Annotated in this window: 18 protein-coding genes; 8 read left to right on the forward strand and 10 right to left on the reverse strand. The window is 73.1% G+C overall.

Features of this window, described 5'->3' with window-relative positions; genetic code table 11:
* Positions 1 to 19 precede the first annotated feature (19 nt).
* Positions 20 to 1,057: a glutaminyl-peptide cyclotransferase gene (locus DB32_RS43930; protein ID WP_075097415.1), complete on the forward strand. Its 1,038-nt coding sequence runs from the start codon at positions 20 to 22 to the stop codon at positions 1,055 to 1,057.
* 106 nt (positions 1,058 to 1,163) lie between these two features.
* On the opposite strand, the gene DB32_RS00420 is transcribed toward DB32_RS43930, so the two are convergent.
* On the reverse strand, positions 1,164 to 2,078 hold the full coding sequence (locus DB32_RS00420; RefSeq protein WP_053230425.1) for a DUF1444 domain-containing protein: 915 nt from the start codon (positions 2,076 to 2,078) through the stop codon (positions 1,164 to 1,166).
* Positions 2,079 to 2,112: 34 nt separating this feature from the next.
* Complete coding sequence (locus DB32_RS46185; protein ID WP_157068547.1) at positions 2,113 to 2,271, reverse strand: hypothetical protein; 159 nt, start codon at positions 2,269 to 2,271, stop codon at positions 2,113 to 2,115.
* 206 nt (positions 2,272 to 2,477) lie between these two features.
* Between DB32_RS46185 and DB32_RS00425 the strand changes: the two genes are divergently transcribed.
* Positions 2,478 to 3,335, forward strand: a complete 858-nt coding sequence (locus DB32_RS00425; protein ID WP_053230426.1) for a hypothetical protein — start codon at positions 2,478 to 2,480, stop codon at positions 3,333 to 3,335.
* Between the two features lie 49 nt (positions 3,336 to 3,384).
* Entirely contained in the window at positions 3,385 to 3,855 is a 471-nt protein-coding gene (locus DB32_RS00430) for a CBS domain-containing protein (protein WP_075097416.1), read from the forward strand.
* A gap of 62 nt (positions 3,856 to 3,917) precedes the next feature.
* Here the strand turns inward: DB32_RS00430 and DB32_RS00435 are convergent, their stop codons facing one another.
* Complete coding sequence (locus DB32_RS00435) at positions 3,918 to 4,577, reverse strand: phosphoribosyltransferase (RefSeq protein ID WP_053230427.1); 660 nt, start codon at positions 4,575 to 4,577, stop codon at positions 3,918 to 3,920.
* Positions 4,578 to 4,671: 94 nt separating this feature from the next.
* Between DB32_RS00435 and DB32_RS00440 the strand changes: the two genes are divergently transcribed.
* The 4 genes from DB32_RS00440 to DB32_RS00455 all read left to right on the forward strand — a co-directional run bounded on the left by DB32_RS00440 (position 4,672) and on the right by DB32_RS00455 (position 7,910).
* Complete coding sequence (locus tag DB32_RS00440; protein WP_053230428.1) at positions 4,672 to 5,976, forward strand: esterase/lipase family protein; 1,305 nt, start codon at positions 4,672 to 4,674, stop codon at positions 5,974 to 5,976.
* The gene (locus tag DB32_RS00445; protein WP_053230429.1) at positions 5,976 to 6,230 is read left to right on the forward strand and encodes a hypothetical protein; all 255 of its coding nucleotides are present in this window, start codon (positions 5,976 to 5,978) and stop codon (positions 6,228 to 6,230) included. The genes DB32_RS00440 and DB32_RS00445 overlap by 1 nt, the downstream gene beginning before the upstream one ends.
* Before the next feature lie 135 nt (positions 6,231 to 6,365).
* On the forward strand, positions 6,366 to 7,262 hold the full coding sequence (locus DB32_RS00450; RefSeq protein WP_169791277.1) for a phosphatase PAP2 family protein: 897 nt from the start codon (positions 6,366 to 6,368) through the stop codon (positions 7,260 to 7,262).
* Between the two features lie 57 nt (positions 7,263 to 7,319).
* Complete coding sequence (locus DB32_RS00455; protein WP_053230431.1) at positions 7,320 to 7,910, forward strand: HPF/RaiA family ribosome-associated protein; 591 nt, start codon at positions 7,320 to 7,322, stop codon at positions 7,908 to 7,910.
* A gap of 4 nt (positions 7,911 to 7,914) precedes the next feature.
* On the opposite strand, the gene gnd is transcribed toward DB32_RS00455, so the two are convergent.
* Complete coding sequence (gnd, locus tag DB32_RS00460; protein ID WP_053230432.1) at positions 7,915 to 8,817, reverse strand: phosphogluconate dehydrogenase (NAD(+)-dependent, decarboxylating); 903 nt, start codon at positions 8,815 to 8,817, stop codon at positions 7,915 to 7,917.
* A complete protein-coding gene (locus DB32_RS00465) occupies positions 8,817 to 10,322 on the reverse strand; it encodes a gluconokinase (RefSeq protein WP_075097778.1) in 1,506 nt (501 codons plus the stop codon). The genes gnd and DB32_RS00465 overlap by 1 nt, the downstream gene beginning before the upstream one ends.
* Positions 10,323 to 10,453: 131 nt before the next feature.
* On the opposite strand from DB32_RS00465, the gene DB32_RS00470 reads away from it, so the two are divergent.
* Positions 10,454 to 12,628, forward strand: coding sequence for an ATP-binding protein (locus DB32_RS00470; RefSeq protein WP_169791278.1), 2,175 nt, complete (start codon positions 10,454 to 10,456; stop codon positions 12,626 to 12,628).
* 7 nt (positions 12,629 to 12,635) lie between these two features.
* Here DB32_RS00470 and DB32_RS47825 read toward each other — a convergent pair whose 3' ends face one another.
* The 5 genes from DB32_RS47825 to DB32_RS00495 are packed head-to-tail and all read right to left on the reverse strand — an operon-like array spanning position 12,636 to position 15,461.
* On the reverse strand, positions 12,636 to 13,001 hold the full coding sequence (locus DB32_RS47825) for a nuclear transport factor 2 family protein (protein ID WP_053230435.1): 366 nt from the start codon (positions 12,999 to 13,001) through the stop codon (positions 12,636 to 12,638).
* Complete coding sequence (locus DB32_RS47830; protein ID WP_053230436.1) at positions 12,998 to 13,357, reverse strand: MmcQ/YjbR family DNA-binding protein; 360 nt, start codon at positions 13,355 to 13,357, stop codon at positions 12,998 to 13,000. The genes DB32_RS47825 and DB32_RS47830 overlap by 4 nt, the downstream gene beginning before the upstream one ends.
* Positions 13,354 to 13,791, reverse strand: coding sequence for an SRPBCC family protein (locus DB32_RS00485; protein WP_053230437.1), 438 nt, complete (start codon positions 13,789 to 13,791; stop codon positions 13,354 to 13,356). Before DB32_RS00485 ends, DB32_RS47830 begins: the two co-directional genes overlap by 4 nt.
* Complete coding sequence (locus DB32_RS00490) at positions 13,788 to 14,174, reverse strand: ArsR/SmtB family transcription factor (RefSeq protein ID WP_053230438.1); 387 nt, start codon at positions 14,172 to 14,174, stop codon at positions 13,788 to 13,790. The genes DB32_RS00485 and DB32_RS00490 overlap by 4 nt, the downstream gene beginning before the upstream one ends.
* 57 nt (positions 14,175 to 14,231) lie before the next feature.
* Complete coding sequence (locus tag DB32_RS00495) at positions 14,232 to 15,461, reverse strand: NAD(P)/FAD-dependent oxidoreductase (protein WP_053230439.1); 1,230 nt, start codon at positions 15,459 to 15,461, stop codon at positions 14,232 to 14,234.
* Positions 15,462 to 15,493: the final 32 nt, after the last annotated feature.

Consider the following 15,493-nt stretch of genomic DNA (forward strand, 5'->3'; position numbering starts at 1 on the left):
CCGTGGTAGTACGCGCCGCATGGCCGACGAGCCCCGCCGCCGCCCCGCCACGACGAAGAAGTCTGCGAAGCGCGATGCGCCGACGAACGAGACGACCGAGCGCGCGGAGCCCGAGGCGAGCGCGCCGACCGAGACGAGGCCGGCCGCGGCGCCCACCCGCCAGCCGCCGAGCGTCGTGTGGTTGTTCGGCGCGATCGCGGCGGTGATCGCGATCGTGCTCGTGGCGCGCGCGCGACGGCAGGAGGAGGCGGTCGGCGAGGAGCTCGTGATCACGGGGCGCGACGGCGAGCGCCGCGACGACGAGCGCGAGACGCCCGAGCCCGGGACGACGGAGCCCGGGACGGCGGAGCCCGGCACGCCGGTGCCCGAGCGGCTGCGCGTGAACGTGATCCGCTCGTTCCCGCACGACTCGCGCGCGTTCACCCAGGGCCTCCTGTGGCACGAGGGGCATCTCTACGAGAGCACCGGGCAATATCGTCGCTCGTCGCTGCGACGCGTCGCGCTGGAGAGCGGCGAGGTGCTCGAGCGGCGCGACCTCGAGCCGCGCATCTTCGCCGAGGGCCTCGCGCGCGTGGGGGACCGCCTGTACCAGCTGAGCTGGCAGGAGGGGCAGGCGTTCGTCTGGTCGCTGCCCGCGTTCGAGCCGGTGCGCACGTTCGAGTACGACGGTGAGGGCTGGGGCCTCTGCCACGACGGCACGCACCTCGTGATGAGCGACGGCAGCGACGAGCTGTTCTTCCGTGACCCCGAGACGTTCGAGATCGTGCGGCGGGTGCAGGTGCGCGAGCGCGGTCGTCCGCTCGATCAGCTGAACGAGCTCGAGTGCGTCGACGGCGTGGTGTGGGCGAACGTGTGGCAGACCGAGCGCATCGTGCGGATCGATCCGCGCAGCGGTCACGTCACCGCGGTGGTCGACGCGCGCGGGCTGCTCGACGACGAGGAGCGCGAGGACGCCGACGTGCTCAACGGCATCGCGTGGATCCCCGAGCGCGGCCACTTCGTGATCACGGGGAAGTACTGGCCGCGCATGTTCGAGGTCGAGATGGTCCCGCGCTGATCGATCAGAGCCCGAGCGCGGCGAACGCGTTTCGCGCGAGCCAGTGATCGTGCCGCTCGAGCGTGCGCACGTGCTCGATGTCGGAGCCCAGCGCGCAGACGATCGCTCAGCTCGCGACCTCGATGCGGCCTCCGGTGAAGCGCAGCACCACCGTGCTCAGCGTGCGGCTCGCGCGAGACGCGACCTGCGCGCCGATCTCCGTGAGCGCGAGGAGCGCGGTGGGATCGGCGGCCGACGCGAGGATGACGATGTCGTTCGTGGGGACGACCAGCAGGATCGCCGCGCCGGTGCCGCGCTCGAGCGCGCTCAGCGCGTCGACGTCGAGCAGTCGGCTCGACTCGTAGAAGCGGCCCTCCGAGAGCCCCGCCGCCGTCCCCGGCTGCAGCGCGCTCGCGTCGACCGGCATCGGGCCGAGCTCTTCCAGCACGTTGCGGCGGGCGAGCTCGTACGCCTGCTCCTCGTCGAGCGTGATCGACGGGAGCTCGGAGCGCAGGAGCGGACGCGCGGACTCCGGGAAGTCGACGAGCACCACGACGTGCAGATCGGCGACGAACGGCCGCGCGATGAGCTCGTCGCCGAGCTGTGCGCGGTACGCCGCGATCGTCTCCTCGTGGCGCAGCGCGAGCCGCAGTCGCTCCGGTCGCGCCGCCCCGTCTTCCGCGGAGCGCCGCACCATCGCCGCGACCGACGCGAGGTACTCCGACGTGATCGCGTCGCAGTCCGCGGGCTCTCGCACACACGACGCGTAGGGCCGCGCGAGCGAGATCTCGGAGTCGCCCTGCGCCGTGCGCACCGTCAGCACGCGCGGTGCCGCGACGTGCACCGCGAGCCCCGATGCGCGACCCAGCTCGTGCGCGGCGCGACGCGTGTAGCCGAGCTCGTCACCGCTGCGCGCCGCCTCGGCGTAGGTCGCGGTCACGTCGTCCTCGGGCGTCGTGCTCGGTGGCGTGGGAGGCGCGCTCCCGCAGGCGATCACGAGCAACGAAGCGAGGAGCGTTGGGACGAGACGCGCGGCGTGCATTTCGGGCGTCTCTAGCACGCGACGACGAGCGCGCTCAGCGCGCCGGCTCGTCCTCCGCGTGCTGCGGGAGCTGGTCGGTGATCGCGAACCACGGCGCCCTCGACGCGCCGCCCTGCGCCTTGGGGCAGTCGCCGCAGTGGCAGAAGACGACCGGACGAGCTCGCCCGTGATCTCGCAGCGGACCGCTCGACACGCGCAGCTTTCCGTGAGCACGCGCGGTGTGGCACCGGCTTGCTCGAACGAGCGGCGGTTGCTTGCCCGAGCGGCAGCGCGGACCGACATCCACGAAGGAGGTCTCCGTGCCCGTGGCGCCGAGCATCGTGGACGCTGATCGCCACCTCTCGCACGCGGGTGCGACGCCGTGCCTCGCGCCGAGGAGCGCGCCCGGGAGGGCCGCGCGTGGTCGGTGACGAGCTGCGACGTCGGCGCGCCTGGGCCGCGCTGCGCACTGCCTCTGCCCTGAACGTCGTCGGCATCGTGCTCGAGATGCTGACGGGCCGCGGCCTGCCCGGGATCCCGACGTGGCCGGCGCTGGTCTCGGGCGTCGTCGGCGCGATGCTCTTGGTCGTCGCCCTGGTGCGCCGGCCGCACTGGAGCGCGCAGCTCGCGTCGTCGCTCTTCGTGCTGAACAGCGCGGCGATCGCGCTCGCGCTGTTCGTGCGCGACCCCTACTACGCGGCGTACGCCGAGCACTGGATCCCGTTCCAGGGGAGCAAGCTGTGCTGCGTGATCGTCGCGGTGCTCGCGCCGCGGCTCTGGGCGGGCGTGCTCGCGACGCTGCTGCACGCGGGCAGCTCGGTGCTCGCGTTCGAGCTGCTCCCGGCGGCGATCCGCGAGGACGTCGCGTTCGGCGAGCCCTGGGTCACGATCGGCTTCGGCGTGCTCACCGCGGCCGTGCTCGCGCATCGCCTCCGGCGTGAGTCGCTCGAGCAGGAGCTGCTGCGCGCCCAGACCGAAGCGGCCGCCGCGCAGCACCTCGCGCGCACCGTGCTCGCGATCCGCCATCTCGCGAACACGCCGGTGCAGACGATCGCGATCATCTCCGCGCTGCTCGCGCAGCGTCATCCGAGCGAGCGCTCGCTGATCGCGCGACAGGAGCGCGCGGTGGAGAAGCTCCGTCGGATCGACGAGCTGCTGGTGCGCTACGACCGCGAGCTCGAGTGGCACGCCGACGACGCGTCGATCGACGCGATCGCGCTGCTCGAGGGCGCCCTCACGCCGAAGCGTGGTGAAGCGGACGACGAGCGACGCTCGTGACGCACCTCGGGGGAGCTACGTGCTCTGCCGAGGCGGAGGTTCTCGAGCCATGCGAGTCGAAGAGATCATGACGCGCGATCCGCGTTGCTGCGCGCCCCAGGACGACGTCTCCACCGCGGCACGGATCATGTGGGAGCAGGACTGTGGCGTCGTGCCCGTGGTCGACGACGAGGGCGCGCCGGTCGGGATGATCACGGATCGCGACATCTGCATGGCCGCGTACACCCGGGGCGCGAAGCTGAGCGACATGTCGATCGAGACGGTGATGTCGCGCGACGTGCGGACCTGCCGCGCGAGCGACCCGATCGGGAGCGCCGAGCGCGTGATGGCGAACGCGCAGGTGCGTCGCCTCGCGGTGGTCGACGATCGTGGCCGCGTGATCGGCGTCGTCTCGCTCGGAGACCTCGCGCGCTCGCGACGGCGGAGCCCGATCCGGCGCACGGTCGAGCACCTCTTCGCAGACGTCGCGCGCACGCTCGCCGCGATCTCGCAGCCTCGCGCCGAGCGGCCCGCGCCCTGATCGCGATCACGCGCCCGCATTCCGTGCTGTGCGGACGGCTCGTGATCACCCGCGCGCGGTGATCACGGCGACGTCGTGGTCTCGCGCACGGCGCGCGCCGCCCGCAGCGCCGCGACGACCTCGCCGTCGTCGACCTGCGAGAAGTCTCGGTACCACAGCCCGATTGCGTGCAGGTCGTGCCGGGGCTCGACGCACACGACCTCGTCGGCGCTGCGCTCGAGCGCTTCGAGCGTCGACACCGCCGCGACGGGGACCGCGAGCACGATCGCGCGCGGGCTCTCGTTGCGGATCGACTGCAGCGCGGCGCGCACCGTGCCGCCGGTCGCGATGCCGTCGTCGACCAGGATCACCGTGCGATCGCGCAGCGGCACCCGCGGCTTCGCCGCGCGGTACTGGGTGATGCGTCGCTGCATGAGCGCGCGCTCGCGGGTCTCGACGTCGACGAGCTCGTCCTCGGTGGTGCCGGTGATCGCGACGATCGACGGATCGACCCACCGGCCTCCGCCCTCCGCGATCGCGCCCATCCCGAGCTCCGGCTGGATCGGCGCGCCCAGCTTGCGCACGACGAGCGCGTCGAGCTCCGCGCCGAGCGCGCGCGCGACCTCGGCGGCGACCGGCACGCCGCCGCGCGTGAGGCCCACCACGACGGGCGCGCCCGCGCGATGGTGCTGCAGCCGTCGCGCGAGCTGCCGACCTGCATCGATCCGATCCTCGAATCGCACGTCGCACCTCCCTCGCTCGGATCTACGCCCCGGATCGTGACGCTCACGTCGTGCTCACGTCGCGGCGCTACACTGCGCCCGGGAGGGCGCGACGATGCGACGCTGGCGAGGGCTCAAGGCGCTGGTGCACGACGCGGTGGACGCGACGACCGAGCTGGTCGAGGAAGGGCACGAGTCCACGTCGCGAACGGTGATGCGCGTGCTCGGCGCGATCGAGCCGCTCGCGGAGCCGGCGCGCGCCGTCGACGAGGTGCGACGGGTGACGACGCACGGCGTGCTCGCGACGATCCGCGCGGTGAACCGCGCGGTCGAGGTCGTGACCGACGTCGGGCTCGACGCGGCGGAGCACGCGGTGCGGATGAAGGGGCTGCCGCTCGAAGATCCCGCGGTGCCGATGCGCTCCGACGCGCTGCGCACGATGCGCGGCATCGGCGACGCGGCGATGGGCGTCGTGAACGGCGCGATCGGCGATCGCCTCCACGCGCGCTCGAACGGGCTCGATCTCGGGATGCAGCTGCGCCACGCCGACGCCTACCTGCCGCTCGATGCGCCGGTGGATCGCGACGCGGTCGCGCGCGTGCTCGAGGGCGCGACCCCGAAGGTCGCGGTGCTGGTGCACGGCCTGATGGCGACCGAGTGGTCGTGGTGCCTCGAGTCCGAGGCGTACTGGGGCGATCCCGCGGCGAGCTTCGGCACGCTGCTCGCGCGCGACCTCGGGTACACGCCGATCTTCGCGCGCTACAACACCGGCCGGCACGTGTCGGAGAACGGCCGGCGCCTCGCGGGCGAGATCGCGCGGCTCGTCGACGCGTACCCGGTGCCCATCGAGGAGATCGTCCTCATCGGGCACAGCATGGGCGGCCTCGTGGTGCGCAGCGCGTGTCACTACGCGAGCGAAGAAGGCCTGCTGTGGACCGCGAAGGTGAAGCGCGTGATCAGCCTCGGATCACCGCACCACGGAGCGCCGCTCGAGCGCGTGGGGCTCGTCGCCGCGCGCGTGCTCGGCGCGATCGACACGCCGGGCACGCGCATCCCCGCGCGCCTCATCGAGGCGCGCAGCGCGGGCATCAAGGACCTCGGGCGCGGCAAGCTGGTCGACGAGGACTGGCTCGGTCGCGATCCCGACGCGCTGCGCGACGACGCGTGCCGCGAGATCCCGCTGCTCGATCACGCGGCCTATCACTTCCTGTCCGCGACCATCACCGCCGATCGCGATCACCTCGTCGCGAAGGTGATCGGCGATCTGCTCGTGCTCTCGCCGAGCGCGTGCGGCGAGCGGCTCACGCACCGCACGTTCCCGATCGACGTGCAGCACTTCGGGGGCGTGCTGCACCACCAGCTCCAGAACCACCCCGCGGTCTACGAGCAGGTGCGCCGCGTCTGTGCGGGAGACGCGTGATGCGCGCGATCGGGATCGCGATCACGCTCTTCGCGATCGCATGCGGTCCGAGCGCGTCGACGCCCGAGGCGCGCCCGTCCGCGGTGCACGTCGAGCCGGTGCCCGCCGCGCCCGACGAGCCCGAGGAAGCGCCCGACGAGCCCGCGCCACCGCCGAGCTTCGGCGACGCCGAGCTCGACGCGATGGATCGCGCCGGGCTGGAGAGCGCGTGCTTCGCGGGATCGACCGCGGCGTGTGATCGACTGGGGCATTGACGCCGCGTGGCGCGACGGCGCGCACCGCGGGGCATCGACGCGTCACCTCGCGAGGGACAACGAATCGGGACCCGTGCGGCTAGGTAGCTCCTCGTGGTCTGCCGTCGTTGCTTCGCCGTCGCCTGCTTCGTCGCGATGTCGTCGCTCACGTCGAGCACCGCGCACGCGCAAGCGCGCGAGCTCGGAGAGCCCGTCGAGGAGGAGCGCGAGCCACGCGAGCACTGGCGCTGGCAGCGCTTCATGCCCGAAGAGGTGATCGCGCTCGTGCTCGGCCAGGCGACCGGGCACATCGTGACGTTCGCACAGCCCGACGTGGGCACGCGATGGCGCGGCCCGCTGCCGCTCGACGAAGAGGTGCGCGACGTGATGCGCCTGCGCACGCCCGAAGCGCGCCGGCTCGCGGCGAGCGTGAGCGACACCGTGTTCTTCGTGATGACCGCGTGGCCCATCGCGGTCGACGCGTTCGTGCTCGCCGGGCTGGTCCACCAGGACTGGGATGCGATGGCGCAGATGGCGTTGATCGACGCGGAGGTGCTCTCGATCGCCTACGGGATCTCGGCGCTCACGACCCGCTTCGTCGGTCGAGAGCGCCCGAGCGCGCGAGAGTGCAACGGCGATCCGAACGCCGAGCGCGACTGCGGCGACGACGGAGTCGGGCCACACGCGAGCTTCGTCAGCGGGCACACGCTCGTCGTGCTCGCGAGCGCCGGGCTCGTGTGCTCGCACCACCTGAACAACCCGTGGCTGACCGGCTCGAGCGAGGGCGCGACGTTGATGTGCGGCGGGAGCCTCGCGCTCGCGAGCACGGTCGCGGCGTATCGCTTGATGACCGACCTCCACTGGGCGAGCGACGTCTTCGCGGGCGCGGCGATCGGCGGCCTGCTCGGGTTCGTGCTGCCGTGGGCGCTGCACTATGCCCACCCGATCCGACGTGGCGGTGATCGCGCGAGCGTGCCGCCGGCGTTCACGTTCCGGGTGACGCCGCAGGTCGACGCGAACGAGCAGAGCCTCTTCGTGAGCGGCACGTTCTGAAACGCGGGATCAGCTCGCGACGCGGCTACGTCGCTCTCGGAAGGAGCAGAGCGATCGATGCAGAGCCCGCTGCGCATCAGCTTCCACGAGCTCGAGCCGTCCCCGGCGATCGAGGATCGGATCCGTCGCGAGGTGGACAAGCTCGAGCGCTTCCATCCGAACGTCGTCGGGTGCCACGTCACGGTGAGCGAGACGCACCACCACCATCACAAGGGCAACATCTACGGCGTGCGCGTCGAGGTCGCGGTGCCGGGCGAGGACGTCGTCATCTCGCGCGAGCCCGAGGTGAACCACGCGCACGACGATCCGTACGTGTCGATCCGCGACGCGTTCGACGCGGCGCGCCGCAAGCTCGAGGACCACGCGCGCCGGATGCGCGGCGACGTGAAGACCCACGAGGAGCCGTCGCGCGGGCGCGTCATCCGCCTCGTGCCCGAAGATCAGTACGGCTTCCTCGAGACCGACGACGCGCTGCAGGTCTACTTCCACGAGCACGCCGTCGCGCGCGGCCGCTTCGGCGAGCTGCAGCTCGGCGACGAGGTGCGCTTCGTCCTCGCGGAGGGCGAGGGCGAGAAGGGCCCGCAGGCGAGCACCGTGGTGCTCGAGCGGCACCCGCGCGGACCGCGCGAGGTCTCGCCGGCGCGCTGAGCGCTCACGCGCGCGGCTTGGTCGCGTGACCGCCGAACTGCTTGCGCAGCGTCGCGAGCACGCGATCGGCGAAGCTCTGCTCCTGGCGCGATCGGAAGCGCGCGAAGAGCGCCGCCGCGATCGCGGGCGTGGGCACGGCGTGCTCGACCGCGGCCTGCACCGTCCATCGGCCCTCGCCGGTGTCGTCGACCCACGCCGCGACCTTCTCGAGTCGCGGATCGTCCTGGAACGCGCGCTGCGCGAGCTCGAGCAGCCACGAGCGCACGACGCTCCCCTGGTTCCAGAGCGTCGCGACCTTCGCGAGATCGAACTCGAAGGGCGAAGCCTCCATCAGCGCGAAGCCCTCGGCGTACGCCTGCATGAGGCCGTACTCGATGCCGTTGTGCACCATCTTGCAGAAGTGCCCGGCGCCGCTCGCGCCGACGTGCGCGAAGCCGTCGGGCGGGGCGAGCGTCTCGAGCACGGGCCGCGCGTGCGCGAACGCCTCGGGCGCGCCGCCGATCATCAGGCAGTAGCCGAGCTCGCGTCCCCACACGCCCCCGCTCGTGCCCGCGTCGAGCAGGTGCTGGCCGCGCGCCGCGAGCGCGCCGGCGCGGCGCATCGAGTCCTTGTAGAACGAGTTGCCGCCGTCGACGAACACGTCACCGCGGGTCGTGTTGCCGGCGAGCGCGTCGAGCGCCTCGTCGACGGGCGCGCCGGCCGGGACCATCAGCCAGATCACGCGCGGCGGGGCGAGCGTCCGCGCGAGATCCTCGGGGCTCTCCGCGCCCCGCGCGCCGGCGCGCGCGAGCTCGGCGATCGCGCGCGGGTCGCGATCCCACACCACGACCTCGTGGCCTCCTCGCTCGATCAGCCGGCGCACCATGTTCGCGCCCATCTTCCCGAGCCCCACGAATCCGATCTGCATCACGATCCTCCCGTCTCGTCGTGATCGACGACCGCGCGGTAGAGCGCGCGCTGTCGCTCGCCGAGCGCACGGTACCGCGCGTGGCGCGCGGGATCGGGCGCGATCACCGGACCGCTCGGCGCGATCCCGTCGATCACGCCCGGCACGATGCCGAGCCGATCGAGCGCGACGAGCGCAGCGCCGCGGCTCGACGCCTCGCCCTCGCTCGAGACGACGAGAGGACGACCGAGCGCGTCCGCGACGATGCGCTGCCACGCCGTCGACGCGAGCAGCCCGGCGCCCGTCGCGACCACCTCGCGCACCTCGGGCACCGCATCACGCACCCGTGCGTCGAGCTCGGCGCAGCGCAGCGCGATCCCCTCGAGCGCCGCGCGATAGACGTCGACCGCGCGCGTGTGCAGCGCGAGCCCGGTGATCGCGCCGTGCGCGCGGCCCGCCCATCCCGGGCTGCGCTCGCCCGCCCAGAGCGGGAGCACGAGCAGCCGATCGTCGAAGGGCTCGCGCAGCGCGGCCTCGAGCGCGTCGTGCTCGGGCAGCCGCAGCGTGCGTTGGAGCCACGCGACGAGGCTGCCCCCGTCGTTCAGCGCGCCGCCGAGCAACATGCGCGTCTCGTCGGCGCGGTAGCCCCACACGCCGTCGGGGATCGCGACCTCGCGCGCGCGGAACAGCACGCGCAGCGCGACCGACGTCCCGACCATCAGCGCAGCGCGCTCGCGCGTCGCGCAGCCCGCGCCGATGCTGCTGAGCGCGGCATCGCCCTGGGGCACGAGCCACGGCACGCGCGCGAGCGCGGGCCAGCGCTGCGCGATCGCACCGCGCGAGGGTGAGAGACGCCGATCGTCGCGCGCGATCTCGAGCAGCTGCGCGCGGGTGATCCCGACCGCGCGCAGCATCTCGTCGTCCCAGTCGAGCCGATGCTGATCGAAGAGCCCGCTCGCCGCGCCGAGCGAGATGCTCGTCGGCCCCGGACCGAGCAGCTGCGCCACGAGATGATCCGGGAACGAGACGAAGCGCGCGACGCGCGCGAAACGCGCGGGATCGGTGCGCCGCATCCAGCGCAGCTTCGCGGGCAGGTAGCTCCAGTGCAGCATGCACCCGGTGCGCGCGTGCACCTCGCGCTCGTCGAGCTCGCGCCGGAGCTGCGCTGCGTCCGCGTCGCTCCGCGCGTCCATCCAGAGGTGCACCGGCGTGAGCGCGCGACCCTTCGCGTCGAGCCCGACGAGCGTGTGGAGGAACCCGCCCGGCGCGACGCACACGATCTCTCGCGCGAGCGCTCCGGCGCGCGACAACGTCTGGTCGATCAGCGCCACCACGCTCGCGATCAGCGCGTCGGGGTCGAGCTCGGCGCCCCCGCCCGCGCTCGTCGCGACCTCGTGCGCGCGCCGCGCCGTGGTGCCCGGCACCGGCCGCGCGCTCGCGTCGTAGAGCGCGCAACGCGCCGACGACGTGCCCACGTCGATCGTGAGCACGAAGGGTGCGCGGGGAGCGGGCCCGTCCGTGGCCACCTCCGGATCGTAGGCACGCGCAGGCGCCGTCGTGAGCACGACCCGATGGCTGTGATCGATCGCCCCTCTGGTCGGCGACGCCTCGGGCACGAGATCGCTCCCGGAGGATGATCGCGATCGTCGACCGCGAGTTGCGGATCTCGCGAGCGAGCGAAGAGCTCGCGCGCGCGCTCGGCGGCGCTCGCGTGGCGCTCGCGGGGACGCCGATCGACCGGTTCCTCCCGGGCGCGGGTACCGCGCTGCGCCGCGCGGTGCGCGCAGCCTCACCTTCGCGGCTCTCGGTGTCGCTCGTCGTCGCGCACGGCACGATGGTCGCGACGACGATCGAGGTCGTGCCGCTCGAGCGCGATCGAGGCGCGGTGATCGCGTTCGAGCAGTTCGCCGCGCCCGCCGTGGAGGAGCGGCTCGCGGCGGTGCTCGACCACGTGAGCGACGGGTTCGCGGTGTTCGATCGCGAGTGGCGCTACGTGTTCCTCAACCGCGCGGCCGAGCGCTTCTACGGCCGACCGCGCGGCGAGATGCTCGGGCGCGTGCTGTGGGATCTCTTCCCGCGCGCGCTCGGCAGCGAGCTCGAGCGGCGCATGCGCGAGGCCGAGCGCACCCGCGCGCCGGTCGAGCTCGAGATCGTCTCGCCGCAGTTCGGCCGGTGGATGCAGTACCGCGTCGCGCCCTACGAGGACGGGCTCGCGTTCTTCTTCCGCGACGTCGACGACGAGCACCGCATGCGCGAGGCGCTGCGCGAGAGCGAGGAGCGACACCGCGCGATGTTCGAGCACAGCCTCACGGGCTGGCTGCTCACCGCGCCCGAGGGGCCCGTGCTCGCGGCGAACCCCGCGGCCTGTCGCATGCTGGCCCGCTCCGAGGAAGAGATCCTGCGCGTCGGACGCGCCGGCATCGTCGACACCCACGATCCGCGGCTCGAGCCCGCGCTCGAGCACCGCCGTCGACACGGCTGGGTGATCGCCGAGATGACGATGGTGCGCGGCGACGGCACGCGCTTCCCGGCGATGATCTCGTCGACGCTCTACCGCGACGCGAAGGGCCAGGAGCGCACGACGCTCACCTTCTACGACGTCACCGAGCGCCGCCGCGCCGAGGAAGCGCTCGCCTGCCTCGCCGATCTCGGCCCGGTGCTCGGCGCGTCGCTCGACCTCACGACCACGCTCGACCGCTTCGTGCACTTCGTCGCGCCGCGCATCGCCGACCTGTGCGCGATCGAGCTCGTCGACGAGGTGTCCTGCGTCGCGTTCGCGCATCGCGACCCGCAGCACGGCCCGTGGAGCGCGCGCGTGCGCCCGTTCGGCGCCGCGATCGATCGAGTCGTCGCGGACTGTCGCGCTCGTCTCGTCGAGCACGTCGACGACGCCTGGCTCGTCGCGGCGTCGGAGCGGCCCGCAGCGCTCGCGGAGGCGCGCGCGCTCGCGCCCACGTCTCTCGTGATCGTCCCGCTCGTCGCGCGCGGCCGCGCGATGGGCGCGCTGCTGATGGCGCACGTCGACGACGCGCGCCGCTTCGACGGCAGCATGCTCGTGCTGGCGCGCGCGCTCGCCGAGCGAGCCGCTCTCGCGATCGAGGCCGCACGCCAGCACCGCGCGGCGCTCGACGCCAAGCGCCTGCGCGACGACGTGCTCGCGTTCGTCGCCCACGACCTCCGCACGCCGCTCCAGGCGATCGCGATGAGCGCGGGCATGCTCTCGACGCCGCAGGGATCGAGCGTCGCCGCCGACGTGATCCGCCGGTCGATCCGTCAGGCGACGCAGCTCGTCGAGGATCTGCTCACCGTCGCGGTCGTCGAGAGCGGAACCATCCCGCTGGAGCGGCGCCCGACCTCGATCGCAACGGTGATCGGCGAGCTGATCGAGCTGCACCGGCCGCTCGCCGAGGCGCGCGGGATCGCGCTCGACGCGCACGTGCCCGATGCGCTCGAGCCGCTCTCGATCGACCGCCACCGCGTGCTCCAGCTGCTCTCGAACCTCGTCGCGAACGCGCTGAAGTTCACCCACGAGGGCGGCCGCATCGACGTCGACGTGCGGCTCGTGCCCGGCGCGATCGAGGTGCAGGTGCACGACACCGGGTGCGGCATCGCGCCCGAAGATCTGCCGCACGTGTTCGATCGCTTCTGGCAGAGCGCACGCGCCCGGCGCGGAGGCGCCGGGCTCGGGCTCGCGATCGCGCACGGGATCGCCGAGGCCCACGGCGGCACGCTCGACGTGTGGAGCGTGGTCGGGCAGGGCACCACGTTCCGCTTGCTGCTCCCGCGCAGCGCGCAGCTCGCCGCGCACGAGAGCCCGAGCGCGACGCGATGAGCGCGCGTCAGCCGGCGAACCCCGCGGCGCGCAGCGCGGCGGTGTCGTGGATCTGACGGATGCGCGTGATCGCGCCGTCGCGCACCGTGAAGTGCTCGGCGACGCGCAGCCGTCCGAGGCCCGTCACATCCATGTCGTAGAGCAGCATCGCCTGATCGTCGCCGGCGAGCTCGGAGAGCAGCTCGACGCGCGTCGTCATCCCACCGAACGCGACGAGCGCTCTCGCGAACGACTCGGCGTCGGGGTACGCGTTGATCGGGACCTCGACGATCAGGTCGCGCGCGAGCAGGCGCACCGCGTCTTCGAAGTGCTTCGTCGTCCACCCTCGATGGTAGGCCCGCGCGATCGCGAGCGAGTCGTTCGCAGCGCTCATCTCGTTCTCCTCTTCGTGTCGGCGGCCGCGAGCGTGTGCGCTTCGAGCACGAGCTCCAGCCACGTCGGTGCCGCATCGCGCGGTGGCACTGCCAGCCACGCCTTCATCTTCCTGCCGTGACCGGGATCGAACGGCGCGCCGACGCGCGCGGCGACGAGCTCCGCGACGCGCGCCTCGGTCAGCTTCACCACGAGCGCGCCCTCGAACGGCATCGCGAACATGCGCCCGTCGACCTTCAGCGTGCGCGCGCCGAACCGCGCGCGGCCTCCGCTCCGCGCGCGATGCTCGGCGACGCACGCCGCCGTCCGCGGGTTCGCGGCGAGCACGTCGAGCAGCGCCTCGAACGTCGCGCTCACGCGCCCTCCAGCCACCCGCACAGCCGCGCGAGCGTCCCGTCCCAGCCTCGCGCATGCGCGCGCCCGACCTCCGAGCCGGGATCGAGATCGTGCGTGAGCGTCAGGCGCGTGCGCGCGCCGATCGCCTCGAGCTCGACGGTGACCACGCTGCCCTGCACCGGCGCGTTGCCCTCCGCGCTCCACGTGAACACCAGGCGTCGCGGCCGATCGATCTCGAGGTACTCGCCGTACGCGACGCCCGCCACGCGCGAGCCCTCGTGCATCACCACGCGATATCGCCCGCCGACGCGCAGATCGCTCTCCGCGGTCGCGTCCCACGCCGGCGTGCAGGTGAACCAGCGCGCGAGCGTCTCGCTGCGCGTCCACGCGTCGAACACGCGCGCGATCGGCGCGGGCAGCACGCGCGTGACGACGAGGCGCGAGGCGTCGCTCATCGCCGCCGTCCCTTCGCGCGCTTCGTCGTTCGTCGCGGGGTCCGCGGCCCCGGCGCGAGCTCCGCGATGAGCATGGCCTCGAGGCGATCGAGCTTGCCGTTCCAGTGCGCGCGCAGCTCCTCGATCGACGCGCGCGCAGGCTCGAGCGCGGCGGGATCGAGCTCGCACCAGTGCAGGCGACCCTCGCGCGTGGCGCGCAGCAGCGCCGCGTCCTCGAGCACCTTCACGTGCTTCGCGACCGCGGCGAGCGACATGTCGAAGTGCGCTGCGAGCTGTCCGACGGTGCAGCGCTCGTGCGCGGTGCGACGGAGGATCTCCCGGCGGGGCGCGCTCGCGAGCGCGTGGAACACGCGATCGAGCTGGGCGACGTCGTTCTCAACCATGTGGTTGAGCGATAGCGCGCCCCACCCTCGTTCGTCAACCAGATGGTTGAGAAACGGTCACGTCGCCTTCGGTACCCACTCCGCGAGCGACGCGTCGGCGTCCGCCAGCACCGCGTCCGGCACCGACGCGCCCGCCGCGATCAGCTTCTTCGTCGCGCCGAGCTCCTGCAGACGGTTCACGCCGATCGCGAACCGCAGCACGCCCTGCTCGAGGTGGAACGCGACGAACGCGCGCTCCTCGATCGAGCCGCGCACCACCACGCGATCGAAGTCGCCGACGTGCCCCACGCTCTGCAGCTTCAGGTCGTACTGATCCGACCAGAAGAACGGCACCGTCGCGTGCGCCGCGTCCTTGCCCACCGCGCGCGTCGCGGCGACCACGGCCTGCGTCTGCGCGTTGTCGATCGACTCCACGCACACCCGGCGTCCGAGCCGTCGATCCCACGCGCGCGCGACGTCGCCCACCGCGTACACGCCCGCGATCGACGTCTGCATGTGCTCGTCGACCACCACGTGCCCGTCGAGCGCGATCCCCGCGCCCTCGAGCCACTGCACCGCGGGCGTGATGCCGATGCCGACCACCACGAAGTCGCACTCGACGCGCTCGCCCGCGCTCGTGATCACCGCCTCGACGCGGCGCTCGCCGACCAGCCGCTCGACGCCCGTGCCGCAACGCAGATCGACGCCGTGGCCGCGGTGCACGTCGGCGTAGATCCGCCCGACCTCGGGCCCGAACGCGCGCAGGAGCGGCAGCGGCGCCGCTTCGATCATCGTGACCGCGACGCCCTCCTCGCGGCACGACGCCGCGACCTCGCACCCGATCACGCCCGCGCCGATCACCACCGCGCGGCGGCCGGCGCGCAGCTCCTCGCGCAGCGTCCGCGCGTCCTCGATCGTGCGCACGTAGTGCACGCCCTCGAGCGTCGCGCCCGGGCACGTCAGCCGCCGCACGTGCCCGCCGGTCGCGATGATCAGCTGGTCCCAGCCGATGCGCCGCCCGCTCTCGAGCGTGATCGTGCGCGCCGATGGATCGAGCGACGTCGCGCGCGCGCCGAGCTCGAGCTCGATCTTCAGCCGCTCGTAGTGCGCGAGCGGCCGCAGCGCGAGCTTCTCCTCCGCGACCTGTCCCCGCAGGAACTTCTTCGAGAGCGGCGGGCGATCGTAGGGCCGGTGCGGCTCCTCTCCGACGAGCACGATCTCGCCTTCCCAGCCCTGACGACGCAGCGTCTCCGCCGCTCTGCCACCCGCGAGGCTCGCGCCCACCACGACGATCCGGTTCGTGCTCATCGATTGCCCCCAGCGACGCCGCGATGTGTACC

This window comes from Sandaracinus amylolyticus, from assembly GCF_000737325.1.
Taxonomy (GTDB): Bacteria; Myxococcota_A; Polyangia; order Polyangiales; family Sandaracinaceae; genus Sandaracinus; species Sandaracinus amylolyticus.

Bases quoted from the DNA above. Each gene is read 5' to 3' on its own strand.
- DB32_RS00445 (WP_053230429.1), top strand. From the start codon at position 5,976: ATGCGCGCGATCGGGATCGCGATCACGCTCTTCGCGATCGCATGCGGT.
- DB32_RS00420 (WP_053230425.1), bottom strand. From the start codon at position 2,078: ATGCACGCCGCGCGTCTCGTCCCAACGCTCCTCGCTTCGTTGCTCGTG.
- DB32_RS00495 (WP_053230439.1), bottom strand. From the start codon at position 15,461: ATGAGCACGAACCGGATCGTCGTGGTGGGCGCGAGCCTCGCGGGTGGC.
- DB32_RS00430 (WP_075097416.1), top strand. From the start codon at position 3,385: ATGCGAGTCGAAGAGATCATGACGCGCGATCCGCGTTGCTGCGCGCCC.
- DB32_RS00450 (WP_169791277.1), top strand. From the start codon at position 6,366: ATGTCGTCGCTCACGTCGAGCACCGCGCACGCGCAAGCGCGCGAGCTC.
- DB32_RS00490 (WP_053230438.1), bottom strand. From the start codon at position 14,174: ATGGTTGAGAACGACGTCGCCCAGCTCGATCGCGTGTTCCACGCGCTC.
- gnd (WP_053230432.1), bottom strand. From the start codon at position 8,817: ATGCAGATCGGATTCGTGGGGCTCGGGAAGATGGGCGCGAACATGGTG.
- DB32_RS47825 (WP_053230435.1), bottom strand. From the start codon at position 13,001: ATGAGCGCTGCGAACGACTCGCTCGCGATCGCGCGGGCCTACCATCGA.
- DB32_RS00440 (WP_053230428.1), top strand. From the start codon at position 4,672: ATGCGACGCTGGCGAGGGCTCAAGGCGCTGGTGCACGACGCGGTGGAC.
- DB32_RS00455 (WP_053230431.1), top strand. From the start codon at position 7,320: ATGCAGAGCCCGCTGCGCATCAGCTTCCACGAGCTCGAGCCGTCCCCG.
- DB32_RS43930 (WP_075097415.1), top strand. From the start codon at position 20: ATGGCCGACGAGCCCCGCCGCCGCCCCGCCACGACGAAGAAGTCTGCG.
- DB32_RS00485 (WP_053230437.1), bottom strand. From the start codon at position 13,791: ATGAGCGACGCCTCGCGCCTCGTCGTCACGCGCGTGCTGCCCGCGCCG.